The sequence below is a fragment of the Pseudomonas xanthosomatis genome (assembly GCF_019139835.1).
Taxonomy (GTDB): Bacteria; Pseudomonadota; Gammaproteobacteria; order Pseudomonadales; family Pseudomonadaceae; genus Aquipseudomonas; species Aquipseudomonas fakonensis.
In genome coordinates this window covers 717,549-733,505 of record NZ_CP077075.1, presented here as the reverse complement: position 1 = coordinate 733,505, position 15,957 = coordinate 717,549, and the positions used below count along the sequence as shown (strand labels likewise).

Here is a 15,957-nt window from a genome sequence, read left to right as displayed (position 1 = left end):
GGCAAGGGGTTCAAGGCGCGCTGGCGACCTTGGCCGGGGGTGTCCAGATCACGTCCTTGATGCTCAAGGGTTTGGGAATCAGCTTCAGGGCCTGGAAGGTGTCGGCGATCTTCTGCTGCGCGGCGATCACCTCCGGGGTCAGCGGCGCGGCGCCGTAGCCCTGGCGTTTCACCGAGGTCAGGGTGATGTCGGCGGGCAGGCCGAGCAGCGGCGCCACCTGGTCGGTGACCTGCTGCGGGTTGGCCTGGGACCATTCGCCCACGGCACGCACTTCATCGATCAGCGCACTGATGACCGCCGGGTGCTGGGTGGCGTAGTTGCGGGTGGCGAGGTAGAACTGGTGGTTGTCGACCAGGCCCTTGCCGTCACGCAGGGTGCGCGCCTGCAGCTGCTGCTCGGCGGCGGCCTGGTACGGGTCCCAGATCACCCAGGCATCGACGCTGCCGCGCTCGAAGGCGGCGCGGGCATCGGCCGGCGGCAGGTACACGGGCTGGATGTCGCTGTATTTCAGGCCCGCGTCTTCCAGGGCACGCACCAGCAGGTAGTGCACGTTGGAGCCCTTGTTCAGGGCGACCTTCTTGCCCTTGAGCTCTTTCACCGACTGGATCGGCGAACCTTTGGGTACCAGGATCGCCTCGCTGTGGGGCGCTGGCGGCTCATAGGCGACGTACAGCAGGTCGGCACCGGCAGCCTGGGCGAACACCGGCGGAGTTTCACCGGTAACGCCGAAGTCGATGGAGCCGACGTTGAGCCCTTCGAGCAGCTGCGGGCCGCCGGGGAACTCGGTCCATTGCACGTCGATGCCTTGTTCTTTCAGGCGCTTTTCCAGCGAGCCCTTGGCCTTGAGCAGCACCAGGGTGCCGTATTTCTGGTACCCGATACGCAGGCTCTCGGCCTGGGCTTGGGTGATGGCGCCGAAGGACACAGCCGCCGCAAACAGGGCGACCAGACCGCGACGCAAGAAGACTGTGCGCATGGCGCTCTCCTGTGCGAGTGGGTTCGGGTAGCACCTGCTTGCCTCGTTGACGGGCGAGTAAGGTGGGACAACGGTAAAGCGTGTGCGGCGGTGGCTCAGATGCTCCAGCGGGCGCTGAGCAGGCGTTCGTTCAACACGCCCGGGGCAACCGGCTTGGGCCGGCGCGCCAGGGCGCTGTGGAAGGTTTCCAGCGAATCCAGCAGGCGCTGCTCCAGCGCTTGCGACAACTGTGCAGGCTTGCCGGCCTCGCCGTAGGCGATCTGGCTGTCGTCGGCGAAGATCCCTTGCAGGGTCTCTTGCGCCTTGAGGGCCGACAGCACGGGCTTGAGGGCGTAGTCCACGGCGAGCATGTGGGCGATGCTGCCGCCGGTGGCCACCGGCAGCACTATCTTGTGCTCCAGGGCGCGCTCGGGCAGCAGGTCAAGCAGGGTCTTCAGGGCGCCGGCGAACGAGGCCTTGTACACCGGGGTGGCGACCACCAGGCCGTCGGCCTGGGCTACCAGTTCGTTGAAGTGGCGCACCTGCGGGCTGTCGAAGCGCGCGTGCAGCAGGTCTTCGGCGCTGAATTCGCGCACCTGGAAGGTCACCACCTCGACGCCGCGCTCTTGCAGCCAGTCGCGCGAACGCTCGAGCAGCACGCCGGAGCGTGAACGAAGACTGGGGCTACCACCGACAGAAACAACCAGCATTGAAAGCGCTTCCTTCGATTCGTTTGCAGGGCCGCGAGGGGTTGGCCCCGCTGGATGTAAGTGACATTAACAGCTCGTCACATATATCTATAAATCATATTTTTTCATTTGTTTATTCGATTACAGACTATGCGAATCAATCACTGTAAGAGCGGCCTTGTGCCGCGAAAGGGCCGCAAAGCTGCCCTTTCGCGGCACAAGGCCGCTCTTATAGAACTGCACATAACTCATTGATTTAGCAGGGACCTGTGGGAGCGGGCTTGCCCGCGAAGCAGGCGACGCGGTGTCTGGCACCGGCTTCGCCGGTGTTCGCGGGCAAGCCCGCTCCCACAGGGGTCGCGGCGGGTTCGTGCCCAGTTCTCTGCGCGACAGCGAAGCCCGTAGGGCGGGGTGATCTCCTACAGAAGGCCCGGCGTCCAGCCACAAAAAAGGGCCGTCGAAACGGCCCGAAAATCCCTGCTATGGCTAAGAGCAATACAACGAGGAATGCATCAACGATTCGGTTGCGGGGTCAGCCGCAGGTAGGGTTTCACCGCCCGGTAACCTTTCGGGAAGCGCTGCTTGATTTCGTCTTCGTCCTTGAGCGACGGCACGATCACCACGTCGTCGCCGTCCTGCCAGTTACCTGGCGTGGCCACCTTGTGGTTGTCGGTCAGTTGCAGCGAGTCGATCACCCGCAAGATCTCGTTGAAGTTGCGCCCGGTACTGGCCGGGTAGGTGATGGTCAGGCGCACCTTCTTGTTCGGGTCGATGACGAACAGCGAGCGCACCGTGAGGGTGTCGCTGGCGTTGGGGTGGATCAGGTCGTAAAGGTCGGACACCTTGCGGTCGGCGTCGGCGATGATCGGGAAGTTGACCACGGTGTTCTGGGTCTCGTTGATATCCTCGATCCACTTGTGATGCGAGTCCACCGGGTCCACCGACAGGGCGATTGCCTTGACCCCACGCTTGGCAAACTCATCCTTGAGCTTGGCGGTCAGGCCCAGCTCGGTGGTGCACACCGGGGTGAAGTCGGCCGGGTGGGAGAACAGCACGCCCCAGCTGTTGCCCAGCCACTCATGGAAACGGATCTTGCCTTCGCTGGAATCCTGTTCGAAGTCTGGGGCGATGTCGCCGAGTTTGAGGCTCATGGAAGCGGCTCCTGTGCTGTGTCTGGCCTGTATGGGTTGAATGTGCCTGTTTTCGATGCGGAATAAAAAGAATAAATATCGATTTATTTATAACTGGAATGCATACGAGATGACGGGCACAAAAAAGCCTCGCACTAGGCGAGGCTCTTTGTGTGCAGCTACGGCTTACAGGAAGCTGTAAGTGTAGTTCACGATGAAGCGGGTCTGGTCCTGGTCAGCCAGGGAGCTGGCGCCAGTACCACGGTAGACGCCCTGACGCAGGCTGAAGCCCAGGCCTTTGAGGGTGCCTTGCTGCAGCACGTAGTCGATACGCGCGTCGCGTTCCCACTCGCTGAAGGTACCGTTGCCGTTGGCATTGCGGCCGTCTTCACCACGCAGGTAGGCAACCGAAGCCTTCAGGCCAGGTACGCCCAGGCCAGCGAAGTCATACGAGTACTGACCGAAGGTGGTGTTTTCACCGGCCTTGGCGAACTGGTTGATCATGCTGTCGGTGAACAGGTAGAAGCTCGCGCCGCCGGCGCCTTCCGGACGGCCGTTACCGTCGCGCACGGAGCCTTGGTTCAGCCAGACGAAGCCGCCGTCGTCGCTGACACGCTGGTGACCCAGCATGAGCGCGTGGCCGCCCAGGGTGTAGGTGAACATGGCGGACCAGGTTTTGTTGTCAACTTCACCGGTATTCTTGGCATAGCCACCGTTGTTGTTGAAGTTGTAACCACCGCCGTCACCGTTACGGCCATCGCTGCTGCTATCGAAATAGCGCAGGTCAGTCTTGAAGGACTGGTCGTCGGCGATCTTGAAGACGTGGGTCGCGCCCAGGAAGTGCTGCTTGTAGAAGTCTTCCAGGTTCGAATAGTAGTACTGCAGGGTCAGGTCTGGAGTGAGCTTGTAGTCCAGGCCGCCGTAGCGGAACTTGTTGCTGTCGGCAGTGGCGCCGTTGACCGACAGGCCAGTACGGTTGCTCGAAGCACGGCCCATGGCGTGGGTCAGCTGACCGGCGTTGATGGTCAGGTTGTCGATTTCTTTCGAGGTGATGGTTGCACCTTCGAAGGTTTGCGGCAGCAGACGACCATCGTTGGAAACGAGGATTGGCAGCATTGGTGCCAGAGCGCTACCGAAGTGAGCTTCGGTCTTCGAGAAGCGAGCCTTGGCGTTTGCACCCACACGGGCCCACTGGCTTACCGACGAACCATCGCTATCGTCTGGCATGAAGCCGGCTTTGTGGTAACCACGACCGCCATCCAGATGAATACCCCACAATGCTTGGGCATCAACACCGAAACCTACGGTGCCTTGGGTGAAGCCGGAGATGTAGTCGAGCTTGAAGCCCTGACCGGTTTCACGCTGGTCCGGGCGCTCAGTCGTCGCGGTAGCATGGCCTTCGCGGGCGTTGTTGTCGAAATACATGGTGCGCGAGCTCAAGGACACTTTGCTGTCCTCGATGAAACCGGCAGCGCCTGCTTGTTGGGCGAGAACCCCCAGTGCCACGGCCAGGGCCAGGCTGGACTTGTACATGCTTTGCTCCTCTACGTTCTAATTTTTGTGCGTCTCAAGTGGCAGGATCTGAAGCCCCGCTCACCCGGATTGGCGATTTAGCCCAAAAGCGTGACCGCTTAGTCAACCGCTAGCGGTCGATTCGCGACTTTGGTCTAACCCGCCACCTGCGCTACAGGATAATGACAATCCTATAAATCCAAAATGACCGTTTTGTGAATCTCTAAGATTTTTACGGAATAACTTTGGAACCTTTACTACCTGAAGTTGTATCGACGAGGTCAATCATACCTTTAGGTTATGTGAAAACGTTTGCCTGCCTGGCGTGCGCCAGAAGCCCCAAGGCACGGCCGAGGGACACTAGCAGAAAGTCACCATTTCGCCAGGCAACGCCTCACCTGTAGGAGCGGGCTTGCCCGCGATTGCGTCAGTGCAGGCATCGCCGGGTTCAGGCTGCACGCTACAACGAATGCCTTTTAAGCTAATGCAAAAAAGTTATTTATTTTACATTTCTTAGATCATTTAGCCTTTTCGTCATTCAACCCGATTGCCTGACGAGAGGTCCACCATGATCCCGCACACCCCGCTGCGCCTGTTCGCTGCCCTGACCCTCGCCAGCGCCAGCTGGCTGGCCCAGGCGGCCGAGCTGACCGTCGCCTACCAGACCACCGTCGACCCGGCCAAGGTGGCCCAGGTGGACGGCGACTACGAAAAAGCCAGCAAGGCCAGCATCGACTGGCGCAAATTCGACAACGGCGCCGATGTGATCACCGCTGTAGCCAGCGGCGACGTGCAGATCGGCTACCTCGGCTCCAGCCCCCTGGCCGCCGCCGCCACCCGCAAGCTGCCGGTGGAAACCTTCCTGATCGCCACGCAGATTGGCGCCGGCGAAGCACTGGTAGCCCGCGACAGCATCAAGACCCCACAGGACCTGATCGGCAAGAAGGTCGCCGTGCCCTTCGTCTCCACCGGCCACTACAGCCTGCTGGCTGCGCTGAAGAGCTGGAACATCGACCCGTCCAAGGTGCAGATCCTCAACCTGGCCCCACCGGCGATCATCGCCGCCTGGAAGCGCGGCGACATCGACGCCACTTACGTGTGGGACCCGGCCCTGGGCGTGGCCAAGGAGAACGGCAAGGTGCTGATCACCTCGGGCGAGCTGGCCGCCAAAGGCGCGCCCACCTTCGATGCCTGGATCGTGCGCAAGGACTTCGCCGCCAAGCACCCGGACGTGGTCAAGGCGTTCGCCAAGGTGACCCTCGACGCCTACGCCGACTACCGCAAAGACCCGCAAGCCTGGCTGGCCAACCCGGACAACGTCGCCAAGCTGGCCAAGCTGTCCGGTGCCAAGCCGGCAGACATCCCGGTGCTGCTGCAAGGCAACGTCTACCCGCTGGCCGCCGACCAGGCCAACGCCCTCGGCGCGCCGACCACCCAGGCGCTGACCGACACCGCCACCTTCCTCAAGCAACAGGGCAAGGTCGATGCGGTGCTGCCGGACTACGCGCCCTACGTCAGCAAGCAGTACCTGCCCAACTGAACCCAGGCCGCGACGGCCTGATGTAGCAGCGGCCTTGCGCCGCGAAAGGGCTGCAAGGCAGCCCCCTTGAAATCATTTCAGACCGGCGACCTTTCGCCCGAAGACCGGAGCCCGTCATGGCCTTGCTCGAGCTGGAGCGCATCAGCGCACAGTACCCCGGCGCCAGCACCCCGGTGCTGGCCGACATCAACCTCGCCCTGGGCCCCCGCCAGTTGCTGGTGGCCCTCGGCCCCTCCGGCAGCGGCAAGACCTCGCTGCTCAACCTGATCGCCGGTTTCGTCAGCCCCAGCGCCGGGCGCATCAGCCTGGACGGCGTGCCGGTGCAAGGCCCCGGCGCCGAACGCGGCGTGGTGTTCCAGGACGACGCCCTGCTGCCCTGGCAGAACGTGCTGGGTAACGTGGCCTTCGGCCTGGAGCTTGCCGGCGTGCCCCGCCCGCAGCGCGAAGCCAAGGCCCGCGACATGCTCAAGCTGGTTGACCTGGACGGCTTCGCCGAGCGGCGCATCTGGCAGTTGTCCGGTGGGCAGCGCCAACGCGTGGGCCTGGCCCGGGCGCTGGCCGCCGACCCGCGGGTGCTGCTGATGGACGAGCCGTTCGGCGCCCTCGACGCCTTCACCCGCGAGCAGATGCAAGAGCTGCTGCTGCAGGTGTGGCAGCGCACCGCAAAGCCCGTGTTCCTGATTACCCACGACATCGAAGAGGCGGTGTTCCTGGCCACCGAAATGGTGCTGCTGGCGCCCAACCCCGGGCGCGTGGTCGAGCGCCTGCAACTGGACTTCGGCCAGCGCTACGCCGCCGGTGAGCCGGCCCGGGCGATCAAGTCCGACCCGCGCTTCATCGAAACCCGCGAGCACGTACTGGCCCGCGTGTTCTCCCAACGCCAAAGCCTGCAGGAGCGCCCATGAGCAGCCTGGACCTGCCGGTTGCCGGCAAACCCGAACCCCACCTGCCGCCTGCCGCCAAGCCGGCGCGCAGCCTGCCCACCCGCTGGATCAGCACCCTGACCCTGGCCGGCCTGCTGGCGGCCTGGTGGCTGGTGACCGCCGCCGGCTGGGTCGAGCCGCTGTTCCTGCCCTCGCCCGCCGACATCGCCGCCAAGGGCTGGAGCCTGCTCACCCAGGGCTACATGGATGCAAGCCTGTGGCAGCACCTGGGCGCAAGCCTTGGGCGCATCGGCCTGGCGCTGATAGCCGCAACCTTGACTGCCATCCCGGTGGGCATCGCCATCGGCTACAACCGCGTGGCCCGCGGCATCCTCGACCCGCTGATCGAGTTCTACCGGCCGATCCCGCCGCTGGCCTACCTGCCGCTGATCGTGATCTGGTGCGGCATCGGCGAGCTGTCGAAGGTGCTGCTGATTTATCTGGCGATCTTCGCCCCGATCGCCATCGCCACCGCCACCGGCGTACGCACGGTCGACCCGGCCAAGCTGCGCGCCGCGCAGTCGCTGGGCGCCAGCAAGGCGCAGATGATCCGCCATGTGATCCTGCCCAGCGCTTTGCCCGACATTCTCACCGGCATCCGCATCGGCCTGGGTGTGGGCTGGTCGACCCTGGTGGCCGCCGAGCTGATCGCCGCCACCAGCGGCCTTGGCTTCATGGTGCAGTCGGCGGCGCAGTTTCTGGTTACCGACGTGGTGGTGCTGGGCATCCTGCTGATTGCCCTGATCGCCTTCGCCCTGGAAATGGGCCTGCGCGCCCTGCAGCGCAAGCTGGTGCCCTGGCACGGCCAGAGCCATTGAAGTTTCCAACCCATCGCGGGGCAAGCCCGCTCCCACGAACTCACTTTGCGTGGGAGCGGGCTTGCCCCGCGATATTGCCCGATAACGGGACACGAATTCTCAAGCGAGAAAACACCATGAGTCTGACCATCACTCCTCTTAGCCCCGCCCTCGGCGCACAGATCAGCGGCGTCGACATCAGCCGCGAGATCACCGCTGCCCAGCGCGACGCCATCGAACAGGCGTTGCTGCAGCACCAGGTGCTGTTCTTCCGCGACCAGCCGATCACCCCTGAGCAACAGGCACGCTTCGCCGCCCGCTTTGGCGACCTGCACATTCACCCGATCTATCCCAACGTGCCGGAAACGCCCCAGGTGCTGATCCTGGACACCGCAGTGACCGACGTGCGCGACAACGCCGTGTGGCACACCGACGTGACCTTCCTGCCAACCCCGGCGCTGGGTGCGGTGCTCAGCGCCAAGCAACTGCCAGCCTTTGGCGGCGACACCCTGTGGGCCAGCGGCATCGCGGCGTTCGAGGCGTTGTCGGCACCGCTACGGCAACTGCTCGACGGGCTGACCGCCACCCACGACTTCACCAAGTCGTTCCCGCTGGAGCGCTTCGGCACCACCGCCGAAGACCTGGCGCGCTGGGAAGCCACCCGGCGCAACAACCCGCCGCTGTCGCACCCGGTGGTGCGCACCCACCCGGTGAGCGGGCGCAAGGCGTTGTTCGTCAACGAGGGGTTCACCACACGTATCAACGAGTTGAGCGAGCTGGAAAGCGAGGCGTTGCTGAAGCTGCTGTTCACCCACGCCGCGCGGCCGGAGTTCAGCATTCGCTGGCGTTGGCAGGAGAACGACGTGGCGTTCTGGGACAACCGCGTGACCCAGCATTTTGCGGTGGATGACTACCGGCCGAACCGGCGGGTGATGCACAGGGCGACGATTCTGGGGGATGCGCCGTTCTGAAGCGTTTCCTGTTCCGGCCTCTTCGCGGGCAAGCCCGCTCCCACAGAGATCGCGCAGCGTCGAATATTGCGCAGTACCTGTGGGAGCGGGCTTGCCCGCGAAGAGGCCGGAACAGGTATTAACGGACCAGATGCAGATACTGCATATGCCGCTCGTACTGGTCGAGGATGTCGTTGATGATCTGCTCCTTGCTGTAGCCCACCAGGTCGTAGTTCTGGCTGCCTTCGCTCAGATGCACCTCGGCGCGGTAATAGCGGCGGTTCTTCAAGTCCTGGGTACCCAACCCACCGAGGGCGAACGACGGGGTGAAATACCCGCGCATCTGCACCTGGTAGATGAACGGCTGCTCCTCGCCATGGCCAACCTTCAGGCTGACGTTGTCATGGCTCGGGTCGTCCTGGGTCACCAGCACCAGGCCCTTCTGCTCGAACACCTCGCGCACCTCGGTAATCGCCGGGCGCACCACATCGTCCATGAAGCGGTACACCTCGTCCCGTGACGGGAAGTGCACCGCCTGGCTCAGGCGCTGGCGCCAGCCGCCACGGCCGCGCCGCGATTGGGCGAACGGCGCCAGCGAGTGCATCTGCGCAATCTGCCGCTGGCTCTCCAGATAAAAGGCCTTGTGCAGCCCCCACATCATGCACAGCAAAATCAACGAGAACGGCAGCGAGGTCAGCACCACGGCAGATTTCAGCGAATCGATGCTGCCGGCAAACAGCAAGCCGCTGGTGACCAGCGCGGTCATCGCGCCCCAGAAGATGCGCAGCCAGTTCGGGCCGTCTTCATCCGCGCCACCGCCCTTGGCCGACAGCGTCGACAGCACCACCGTGCCGGAGTCGGCCGAGGTGACGAAGAACACGAAGCTGATGAACACCGTCACGGCGATCACCGTCTTGCTCCAGGGGTAGGTTTCCAGCAGCAGGTACAGGCTCATCGACGGGTTGTCGAGGGCCGACTGGCCCAGCGCGGTCATGCCGTGGTTGATCACCTGGTCCAGGGCGCTGTTGCCGAAGATCGACATCCACGCCAGGGTGAAGCCCAGCGGGATCAGCAGCACGCCGAAAACGAACTCGCGGATGGTGCGCCCGCGGGAAATACGCGCGATGAACAGCCCCACGAACGGCGCCCAGGCAATCCACCAGGCCCAGTAGAACACTGTCCAGCCGCCCAGCCAGTCGCGTTGTTCGCCATAGGCGTACACATCGAAGCTCTTGCGCGGCAAGGCACCGAGGTAGTCACCGAGGTTCTGGATCAGGGTATTGAACAGGTGCTGTGTGGGCCCGGCAAACAGCACGAACAGCAGCAGCGCGCAGGCCAGGAACAAGTTGATGTCGCTCATCACCCGCACGCCCTTCTCGACCCCGGCCACGGCAACCGCCACCGCCGCGCCCATCATCAGGGTGATCAGCAGCACCTGCACCCACTGGCTGTGGCTGATGCCGAACAGGTAGTCCAGGCCTGCGTTCAGGTGCAACACACCAAAGCCCATGTCGGCGCCCAGGCCGAACACCGTGGCAATGATGCCAAAGCCGTCCACCGCGTAGCCGATCGGCCCGTTGATGCGCTTGCCGATCAGCGGGTACAGCGCCGAGCGCAGTGCCAGCGGCAGGTTGTGGCGGTAGGCGAAGTAGGCCAGGGCCATGCCGACGAAGGCGAACACGCCCCAGCCGTGCAGGCCCCAGTGCAGGAACAGGATCTGCATCGCCTGGCGCCCGGCCTCGGCCGTGCCGGCCTCGCCCACCGGCGGCTGCAGCATGTGGGTCAAAGGTTCCGACACGCAGAAGAAGAACAGCGTGATGCTGATACCGGCGGCGAACAGCATGCCGGCCCAGGACAGGTAGCTGAACTCGGGTTCGTCATGGTCGGCGCCCAGCTTGATCTTGCCGTAGCCGGACAGCGCGGTGACCACCACGAACACCAGGTACAGGGTCATGGCCAGCATGTAGTACCAGCCGACCGTGTTGGCCGCCCAGTTTTGCGCGGCCAGCAACCACTCGCCGGAAGCTTGCGGGAAGGCGATGACCACCAGGCCGAAGATGAGGATGAAGCTTGCCGCGAAGTAGAACACCGGGGGGTTCATGCGGATCTTGCCATTGGCAAGGGATGGGGTTGGTGCACTCATGGGTGGCGCACCCCGTCGAGAGACGTAAGGTACGGATTGAACGGGTTCAGCAAAGGCAATCCCTCCTGTTGAACACCGGCAATGGACCAGCGTTTTTCATTGAACAAGCGTTCAAGTTAAACATGGAATGGATTTCAATGCGAACCGGGGCGCTGATCGGCATCCACCTGTTGCGGCCTCTTCGCGGGCAAGCCCGCTCCCACAGAGATCGCGCAGCGTCTTGATAATGCGCAGTCCCTGTGGGAGCGGGCTTGCCCGCGAAGAGGCCAGCACAAGCGCCGCAAAACTCAGGTCAATTCTTGTCCTGACAATCCAGCTGCAAATTGGCCTGGGTAATGTTGCTGTCTGCCGGCACGCTGCGGGTCAGCCACACGTTGCCGCCAATGGTCGAACGCTGGCCGATGGTGATGCGCCCAAGGATGGTCGCACCGGCATAGATCACCACGTCGTCCTCGACGATCGGGTGGCGCGCCAGGCCCTTGTGCAGGGTGCCCGACTCGTCGCTTGGGAAGCGCTTGGCGCCCAGGGTGACGGCCTGGTAGATGCGCACCCGCTCACCGATGATCGCGGTCTCGCCGATCACCACGCCGGTGCCATGGTCGATGAAGAAGCTCTGGCCGATCTGCGCGCCGGGGTGAATGTCGATGCCGGTGGCCGAATGCGCCAGCTCCGAGCTGATGCGCGCCAGCAGCGGCAGGCCGGCGCGGTACAGGTGGTGCGCCAGGCGGTGGTGGATGATCGCCAGAATGCCCGGGTAGCACAGCAGCACCTCGTCGACGCTGCGCGCCGCCGGGTCGCCGTGGTAGGCGGCCAGTACGTCGGTGTCCAGCAGCACGCGCAGGCCCGGCAGGGCGGCGGCAAAATCCTGGATCAGGCGCAGGGCGTGGGCGTCCACATCTGCCACCTCGGTGTTGCCGTGGCGGGCGGCATAACGCAGCTCCAGGCGCGCCTGGGCCAACAACGCGGTAAGCGCGGTGTCCAGTGTGTGGCCGACGTAGAAGTCTTCGCTCTCTTCGCGCAGGTCCACCGGGCCCAGGCGCATGGGGAACAGCGCGCCGCACAGTTGCTCGAGGATCTGGCGCAGCGCCTCGCGCGAGGGCAGCTCGCGCCCGCCCTGCTCGCCGCTGCTGCGGCCATTGCGGCTGCGCCACTGCTCACGGGCGCTGCGCAGGCCACTGACGATGCCGGGCAACTGCCATTGGCCGGTTGATGGGTGTTCGCTCACGGTGTTCTCCTGCCGGGTGGGCAATCTGTCTTGTTATTGCCTGTACCGGCCTTTTCGCGGGCAAGCCCGCTTCCACACGATCCCTGTGGGAGCGGGCTTGCCCGCGAAAGGGCCGGAACTGGCCACATGCAATGCACGATACGTCAAATCCCCCCCTTGGAAAAAACAACGCTTTATTCCATCCTGCGCTAAGTCAGGCATAAGCAACGCTGACGGGGCGCCCATTCGTGGCTACCCTCAACCCTGCCACGGGATGGCAATCTGCAGCTACGGAATAACAACCGGTTTTTTTATTATTTCCGGGCCTATAGGGCCCAGCTTTATAGTTGCCACCCACTACTTCCACAACAAGCGCGGGGCCACACATGTCCAGATTCGCCAAACCTCTTCTCAACGCCAGCCTCGCCCTGTTGCTGGGCACCGGCCTGCTCGGCCAGGCCTTCGCCGGCGAACAGCTCAAGACCATCCAGGAAAAGGGCGTGATCAACGTCGGCCTGGAAGGCACCTACCCACCGTTCAGCTTCCAGGACGAAAACGGCAAGCTGACCGGCTTCGAAGTGGAACTGTCGCAGCTGCTGGCCAAGGAGCTGGGGGTCAAGGCCAAGGTTCAGCCGACCAAGTGGGACGGCATCCTTGCCGCGCTCGAGTCCAAGCGCCTGGACGTGGTGATCAACCAGGTGACTATCTCGGATGAGCGCAAGAAGAAGTACGACTTCTCCGAGCCCTACACCATCTCCGGCATCCAGGCGCTGATCCTGAAGAAAAAGGCCGAGCAACTGAACATCAAGACCGCCCAGGACCTGGCCGGCAAGAAGGTCGGTGTGGGCCTGGGCACCAACTACGAGCAGTGGGTGAAAAAAGACGTGCCGCAAGCTGACGTGCGCACCTACGAAGACGACCCGAGCAAGTTCGCCGACCTGCGCAACGGCCGTATCGACGCCATCCTGATCGACCGCCTGGCCGCGCTGGAATACGCACAAAAAGCCAAGGACACCCAGCTTGCCGGCGAAGCCTTCTCGCGCCTGGAAAGCGGCGTGGCCCTGCGCAAGGGCGAGCCTGAGCTGCTGGCGGCCATCAACAAGGCCATCGACAAGCTCAAGGCTGACGGCACCCTGGCCAAGCTGTCCGAGAAATACTTTGGTGCCGATGTCACCAAATGATTGCTGAGAGCCTGCAACTCGTTCAAGACTCCGCGCCCTTTTTGCTCAAGGGCGCGGGCTACACGGTGCTGCTCAGCGTCGGCGGCATGTTCTTCGGCCTGCTGCTGGGCTTTGCCCTGGCACTGATGCGCCTGTCGAAGATCCTGCCGCTGGACTGGCTGGCGCGTATTTACGTGTCGTTCTTTCGCGGTACGCCGCTGCTGGTGCAACTGTTCGTGATCTACTTCGGCATGCCGCAGATCGGTATCGAACTCGACCCGATCCCGGCGTCGCTGATCGGCCTGTCGCTCAACATGGCTGCGTACATCTGCGAAATCCTGCGGGCGGCGATCTCCTCGATCGACCGCGGCCAGTGGGAAGCCGCCGCCAGCATCGGCATGACCCGCACCCAGGCGATGCGCCGGGCGATTTTGCCCCAGGCGCTGCGCACCGCGCTGCCGCCGCTGGGTAACAGCTTCATCTCGCTGGTCAAGGATACCGCCCTGGCGGCCACCATCCAGGTGCCCGAGCTGTTCCGCCAGGCCCAGCTGATTACCGCGCGCACCTTCGAAGTGTTCACCATGTACGTGGCGGTGGCAGTGATCTACTGGATCCTCTGCAGCATCCTCGCGCACTTGCAGAACCGCATGGAAGCGCGGGTCAACCAGCACGACCAGGAGCACTGACAGATGATCGTAGTAGAAGGCCTGACCAAGCGGTTCAAGGGCCAGACCGTGCTCAACGGCATCGACCTGACCGTGCAGCCCGGCGAAGTGGTGGCCATCATCGGCCCCAGCGGCTCGGGCAAGACCACCTTCCTGCGCTGCCTGAACCTGCTGGAAACCCCCGACGCCGGGCGTATCCGGATCGGCGACATCAGCATCGATGCCAACCGCCCGCTGGGCGGCCAGCAGAACGCAATCCGCCGCCTGCGCCAGCAGGCCGGGTTCGTGTTCCAGAACTTCAACCTGTTCCCCCACCGCACCGCCCTGGACAACGTCATCGAGGGCCCGGTGATCGTCAAGAAGACGCCCCGCGAAAAAGCCATCGCCCTTGGCCGGCAGCTGCTGGCCAAGGTCGGCCTGGCCGGGCGCGAAGACGCCTACCCGCGGCGCCTGTCCGGCGGCCAGCAACAGCGCGTGGCAATTGCCCGGGCGCTGGCCATGGAGCCGGAGGTGATCCTGTTCGACGAACCCACCTCGGCGCTGGACCCGGAGCTGGTGGGTGAGGTGCTGGCGACCATCCGCGGCCTGGCCGAAGAAAAACGCACCATGGTCATCGTCACCCACGAAATGAGCTTTGCCCGGGATGTGGCCAACCGGGTGATCTTCTTCGACAAGGGCGTGATCGTCGAGCAGGGCGAGGCCAAGGCGCTGTTCGCCAACCCGCAGCAAGAGCGTACCCGGCAGTTCCTCAGCAAGTTCCTCGGCACCGCCGCCTCCGAGTAAACCTGTACCGTCCTCATCGCCGGCTTGCCGGCGATTTGGCCCTCACAGCGAATACCACTCCCCCTTCTATCAATATTCCAAAAAGTTAATTCATAAACTTTTAATAAGCCATTAGGGTATATAAACCGGACCACCGGACCACCAATCGTCCGTCGCCACCACAAGGCGACGCCAACTATTTTGTGAGGTCACCGATGGTCAGGATCACAATCACCCCAGTGCGCAACGCCAGGGCATTGAGTGCAGCCAGGGAGCGGCACTGATGTCCAGCCAACCCACTACCCCGTTTACCAGCGATATCGACAGCTCGCCCCTGCTGCTGCCGGCCAAGGTGCTGCGCAACGACGCCGAAGCCCTGCAGGCCGCCCGCGAACTGGCCGAAGTCGCCCGTCAGCAGGCGGCCCGCCGCGACCAGCAACGCAAACTGCCCTGGGCTGAAATCGAGCAGTTCACCCGCAGTGGCCTGGGCAGCATCAGCGTGCCCAAGGCCTATGGCGGCCCGGAAGTCTCCTTCGAAACCACCGCCGAGGTATTCCGCCTGATCAGCGCCGCCGACCCGGCCTTGGGGCAGATCCCGCAGAACCACTTCGGCATGCTGCAACTGGTGCGCCTGACTGCCACCGAAGCGCAGAAAGAAGCCATCTTCCGCACCGTGCTCGACGGCTGGCGCATCGGCAATGCCGGGCCCGAGCGCGGCACCAAGGACACCCTCACGCTCAAAGCCCGCATCACCCGCAAGGGCGAAGGCTTTGCCATCAGCGGTGAAAAGTTCTATTCCACCGGCGCCCTGTTCGCCCACTGGGTGACGGTCAAGGCACTGGACGATGAAGGCCGCCAGCGCCTGGCATTCGTGCGCCGGGGCAGCCCGGGGCTGCGCATCGTCGACGACTGGTCGGGCTTCGGCCAGCGCACCACCGCCAGCGGCACCGTGCTGCTGGACCAGGTGCCGGTGGATGCCGACCTGGTACTGGACAACTGGCGCCAGCGCGATGTGCCGAACATCCAGGGCGCCACCTCGCAGCTGGTGCAGGCCGCCATCGATGCCGGCATTGCCGAGGCCGCCATCGACGATGCCATCCATTTCGTGCGGGAAAAATCCCGGCCATGGATCGAAGCCAAGGTCGAGCGCGCCAGCGATGACCCCTACGTGATCGCCGACATCGGCCGCCTGAAGCTCGACCTGCATGCCGCCCAGGCGCTGCTGCGCAAGGCCGCGCGGGTGCTCGACGAAGTCAACGCAGGCCCGGTCGATGCCGCTGCCGCCGCCCGCGCCTCGATTGCCGTGGCCGAAGCCAAGGTGCTCACCACCGAGATTGCGCTGCAGGCCAGCGAAAAACTGTTCGAACTGGCCGGCAGCCGCGCGACCCTCGCCGAGTTCAACCTCGACCGGCACTGGCGCAACGCCCGGGTGCACACCCTGCACGACCCGGTGCGCTGGAAGTACCACGCGGTCGGCGCCTACTACCTCAACGGCACCCTGCCCGCCCGCCATTCCTGGATCTGATT

14 protein-coding genes are annotated in these 15,957 nt (G+C 63.9%); 8 read left to right on the top strand and 6 right to left on the bottom strand.

What is annotated here, in order from left to right:
- Positions 1–10 precede the first annotated feature (10 nt).
- The 4 genes from KSS93_RS03250 to KSS93_RS03235 all read right to left on the bottom strand — a co-directional run bounded on the left by KSS93_RS03250 (position 11) and on the right by KSS93_RS03235 (position 4,307).
- A complete protein-coding gene (locus KSS93_RS03250) occupies positions 11–976 on the bottom strand; it encodes a sulfonate ABC transporter substrate-binding protein (RefSeq protein WP_217887122.1) in 966 nt (321 codons plus the stop codon).
- Positions 977–1,071: 95 nt separating this feature from the next.
- Positions 1,072–1,665 carry an NADPH-dependent FMN reductase gene (gene ssuE, locus KSS93_RS03245; RefSeq protein WP_217887121.1) on the bottom strand — a complete coding sequence of 198 codons (594 nt, stop codon included), beginning with the start codon at positions 1,663–1,665 and terminating at the stop codon, positions 1,072–1,074.
- 491 nt (positions 1,666–2,156) lie between these two features.
- A complete protein-coding gene (locus KSS93_RS03240; RefSeq protein WP_217887120.1) occupies positions 2,157–2,795 on the bottom strand; it encodes a peroxiredoxin in 639 nt (212 codons plus the stop codon).
- Positions 2,796–2,960: 165 nt separating this feature from the next.
- Complete coding sequence (locus KSS93_RS03235) at positions 2,961–4,307, bottom strand: OprD family porin (protein WP_217887119.1); 1,347 nt, start codon at positions 4,305–4,307, stop codon at positions 2,961–2,963.
- A 547-nt stretch (positions 4,308–4,854) separates the two neighbouring features.
- Between KSS93_RS03235 and tauA the strand changes: the two genes are divergently transcribed.
- The 4 genes from tauA to tauD all read left to right on the top strand — a co-directional run bounded on the left by tauA (position 4,855) and on the right by tauD (position 8,517).
- Complete coding sequence (tauA, locus tag KSS93_RS03230; RefSeq protein WP_217887118.1) at positions 4,855–5,826, top strand: taurine ABC transporter substrate-binding protein; 972 nt, start codon at positions 4,855–4,857, stop codon at positions 5,824–5,826.
- Positions 5,827–5,942: 116 nt separating this feature from the next.
- Positions 5,943–6,731 carry a taurine ABC transporter ATP-binding subunit gene (gene tauB, locus KSS93_RS03225; protein WP_217887117.1) on the top strand — a complete coding sequence of 263 codons (789 nt, stop codon included), beginning with the start codon at positions 5,943–5,945 and terminating at the stop codon, positions 6,729–6,731.
- Entirely contained in the window at positions 6,728–7,567 is an 840-nt protein-coding gene (gene tauC / locus KSS93_RS03220; protein WP_217887116.1) for a taurine ABC transporter permease TauC, read from the top strand. Before tauB ends, tauC begins: the two co-directional genes overlap by 4 nt.
- A 116-nt stretch (positions 7,568–7,683) precedes the next feature.
- Complete coding sequence (gene tauD / locus KSS93_RS03215; protein ID WP_217887115.1) at positions 7,684–8,517, top strand: taurine dioxygenase; 834 nt, start codon at positions 7,684–7,686, stop codon at positions 8,515–8,517.
- A gap of 118 nt (positions 8,518–8,635) precedes the next feature.
- Here tauD and betT read toward each other — a convergent pair whose 3' ends face one another.
- The gene (gene betT, locus KSS93_RS03210) at positions 8,636–10,597 is read right to left on the bottom strand and encodes a choline transporter BetT (RefSeq protein ID WP_217888673.1); all 1,962 of its coding nucleotides are present in this window, start codon (positions 10,595–10,597) and stop codon (positions 8,636–8,638) included.
- Positions 10,598–10,931: 334 nt separating this feature from the next.
- A complete protein-coding gene (gene epsC, locus KSS93_RS03205; protein WP_217887114.1) occupies positions 10,932–11,864 on the bottom strand; it encodes a serine O-acetyltransferase EpsC in 933 nt (310 codons plus the stop codon).
- A gap of 365 nt (positions 11,865–12,229) precedes the next feature.
- On the opposite strand from epsC, the gene tcyJ reads away from it, so the two are divergent.
- The 4 genes from tcyJ (at position 12,230) to KSS93_RS03185 (ending at position 15,955) form a co-directional block, all read left to right on the top strand.
- On the top strand, positions 12,230–13,024 hold the full coding sequence (tcyJ, locus tag KSS93_RS03200) for a cystine ABC transporter substrate-binding protein (RefSeq protein WP_217887113.1): 795 nt from the start codon (positions 12,230–12,232) through the stop codon (positions 13,022–13,024).
- Complete coding sequence (gene tcyL, locus KSS93_RS03195; RefSeq protein WP_217887112.1) at positions 13,021–13,689, top strand: cystine ABC transporter permease; 669 nt, start codon at positions 13,021–13,023, stop codon at positions 13,687–13,689. The genes tcyJ and tcyL overlap by 4 nt, the downstream gene beginning before the upstream one ends.
- A gap of 3 nt (positions 13,690–13,692) precedes the next feature.
- The gene (tcyN, locus tag KSS93_RS03190; protein WP_217887111.1) at positions 13,693–14,451 is read left to right on the top strand and encodes an L-cystine ABC transporter ATP-binding protein TcyN; all 759 of its coding nucleotides are present in this window, start codon (positions 13,693–13,695) and stop codon (positions 14,449–14,451) included.
- 262 nt (positions 14,452–14,713) lie between these two features.
- Positions 14,714–15,955 (top strand): SfnB family sulfur acquisition oxidoreductase, encoded by a 1,242-nt coding sequence (locus tag KSS93_RS03185; RefSeq protein WP_217887110.1) that lies wholly within the window; start codon positions 14,714–14,716, stop codon positions 15,953–15,955.
- Positions 15,956–15,957 lie beyond the last annotated feature (2 nt).

What these genes read in the sequence shown, in the direction of transcription:
- tcyL (WP_217887112.1), top strand. Translation starts at nt 13,021, where the DNA reads ATGATTGCTGAGAGCCTGCAACTCGTTCAAGACTCCGCGCCCTTTTTG.
- KSS93_RS03235 (WP_217887119.1), bottom strand. Translation starts at nt 4,307, where the DNA reads ATGTACAAGTCCAGCCTGGCCCTGGCCGTGGCACTGGGGGTTCTCGCC.
- tcyJ (WP_217887113.1), top strand. Translation starts at nt 12,230, where the DNA reads ATGTCCAGATTCGCCAAACCTCTTCTCAACGCCAGCCTCGCCCTGTTG.
- tauA (WP_217887118.1), top strand. Translation starts at nt 4,855, where the DNA reads ATGATCCCGCACACCCCGCTGCGCCTGTTCGCTGCCCTGACCCTCGCC.
- tauD (WP_217887115.1), top strand. Translation starts at nt 7,684, where the DNA reads ATGAGTCTGACCATCACTCCTCTTAGCCCCGCCCTCGGCGCACAGATC.
- ssuE (WP_217887121.1), bottom strand. Translation starts at nt 1,665, where the DNA reads ATGCTGGTTGTTTCTGTCGGTGGTAGCCCCAGTCTTCGTTCACGCTCC.
- KSS93_RS03240 (WP_217887120.1), bottom strand. Translation starts at nt 2,795, where the DNA reads ATGAGCCTCAAACTCGGCGACATCGCCCCAGACTTCGAACAGGATTCC.
- betT (WP_217888673.1), bottom strand. Translation starts at nt 10,597, where the DNA reads ATGAACCCCCCGGTGTTCTACTTCGCGGCAAGCTTCATCCTCATCTTC.
- tauC (WP_217887116.1), top strand. Translation starts at nt 6,728, where the DNA reads ATGAGCAGCCTGGACCTGCCGGTTGCCGGCAAACCCGAACCCCACCTG.
- tcyN (WP_217887111.1), top strand. Translation starts at nt 13,693, where the DNA reads ATGATCGTAGTAGAAGGCCTGACCAAGCGGTTCAAGGGCCAGACCGTG.
- KSS93_RS03185 (WP_217887110.1), top strand. Translation starts at nt 14,714, where the DNA reads ATGTCCAGCCAACCCACTACCCCGTTTACCAGCGATATCGACAGCTCG.
- KSS93_RS03250 (WP_217887122.1), bottom strand. Translation starts at nt 976, where the DNA reads ATGCGCACAGTCTTCTTGCGTCGCGGTCTGGTCGCCCTGTTTGCGGCG.
- tauB (WP_217887117.1), top strand. Translation starts at nt 5,943, where the DNA reads ATGGCCTTGCTCGAGCTGGAGCGCATCAGCGCACAGTACCCCGGCGCC.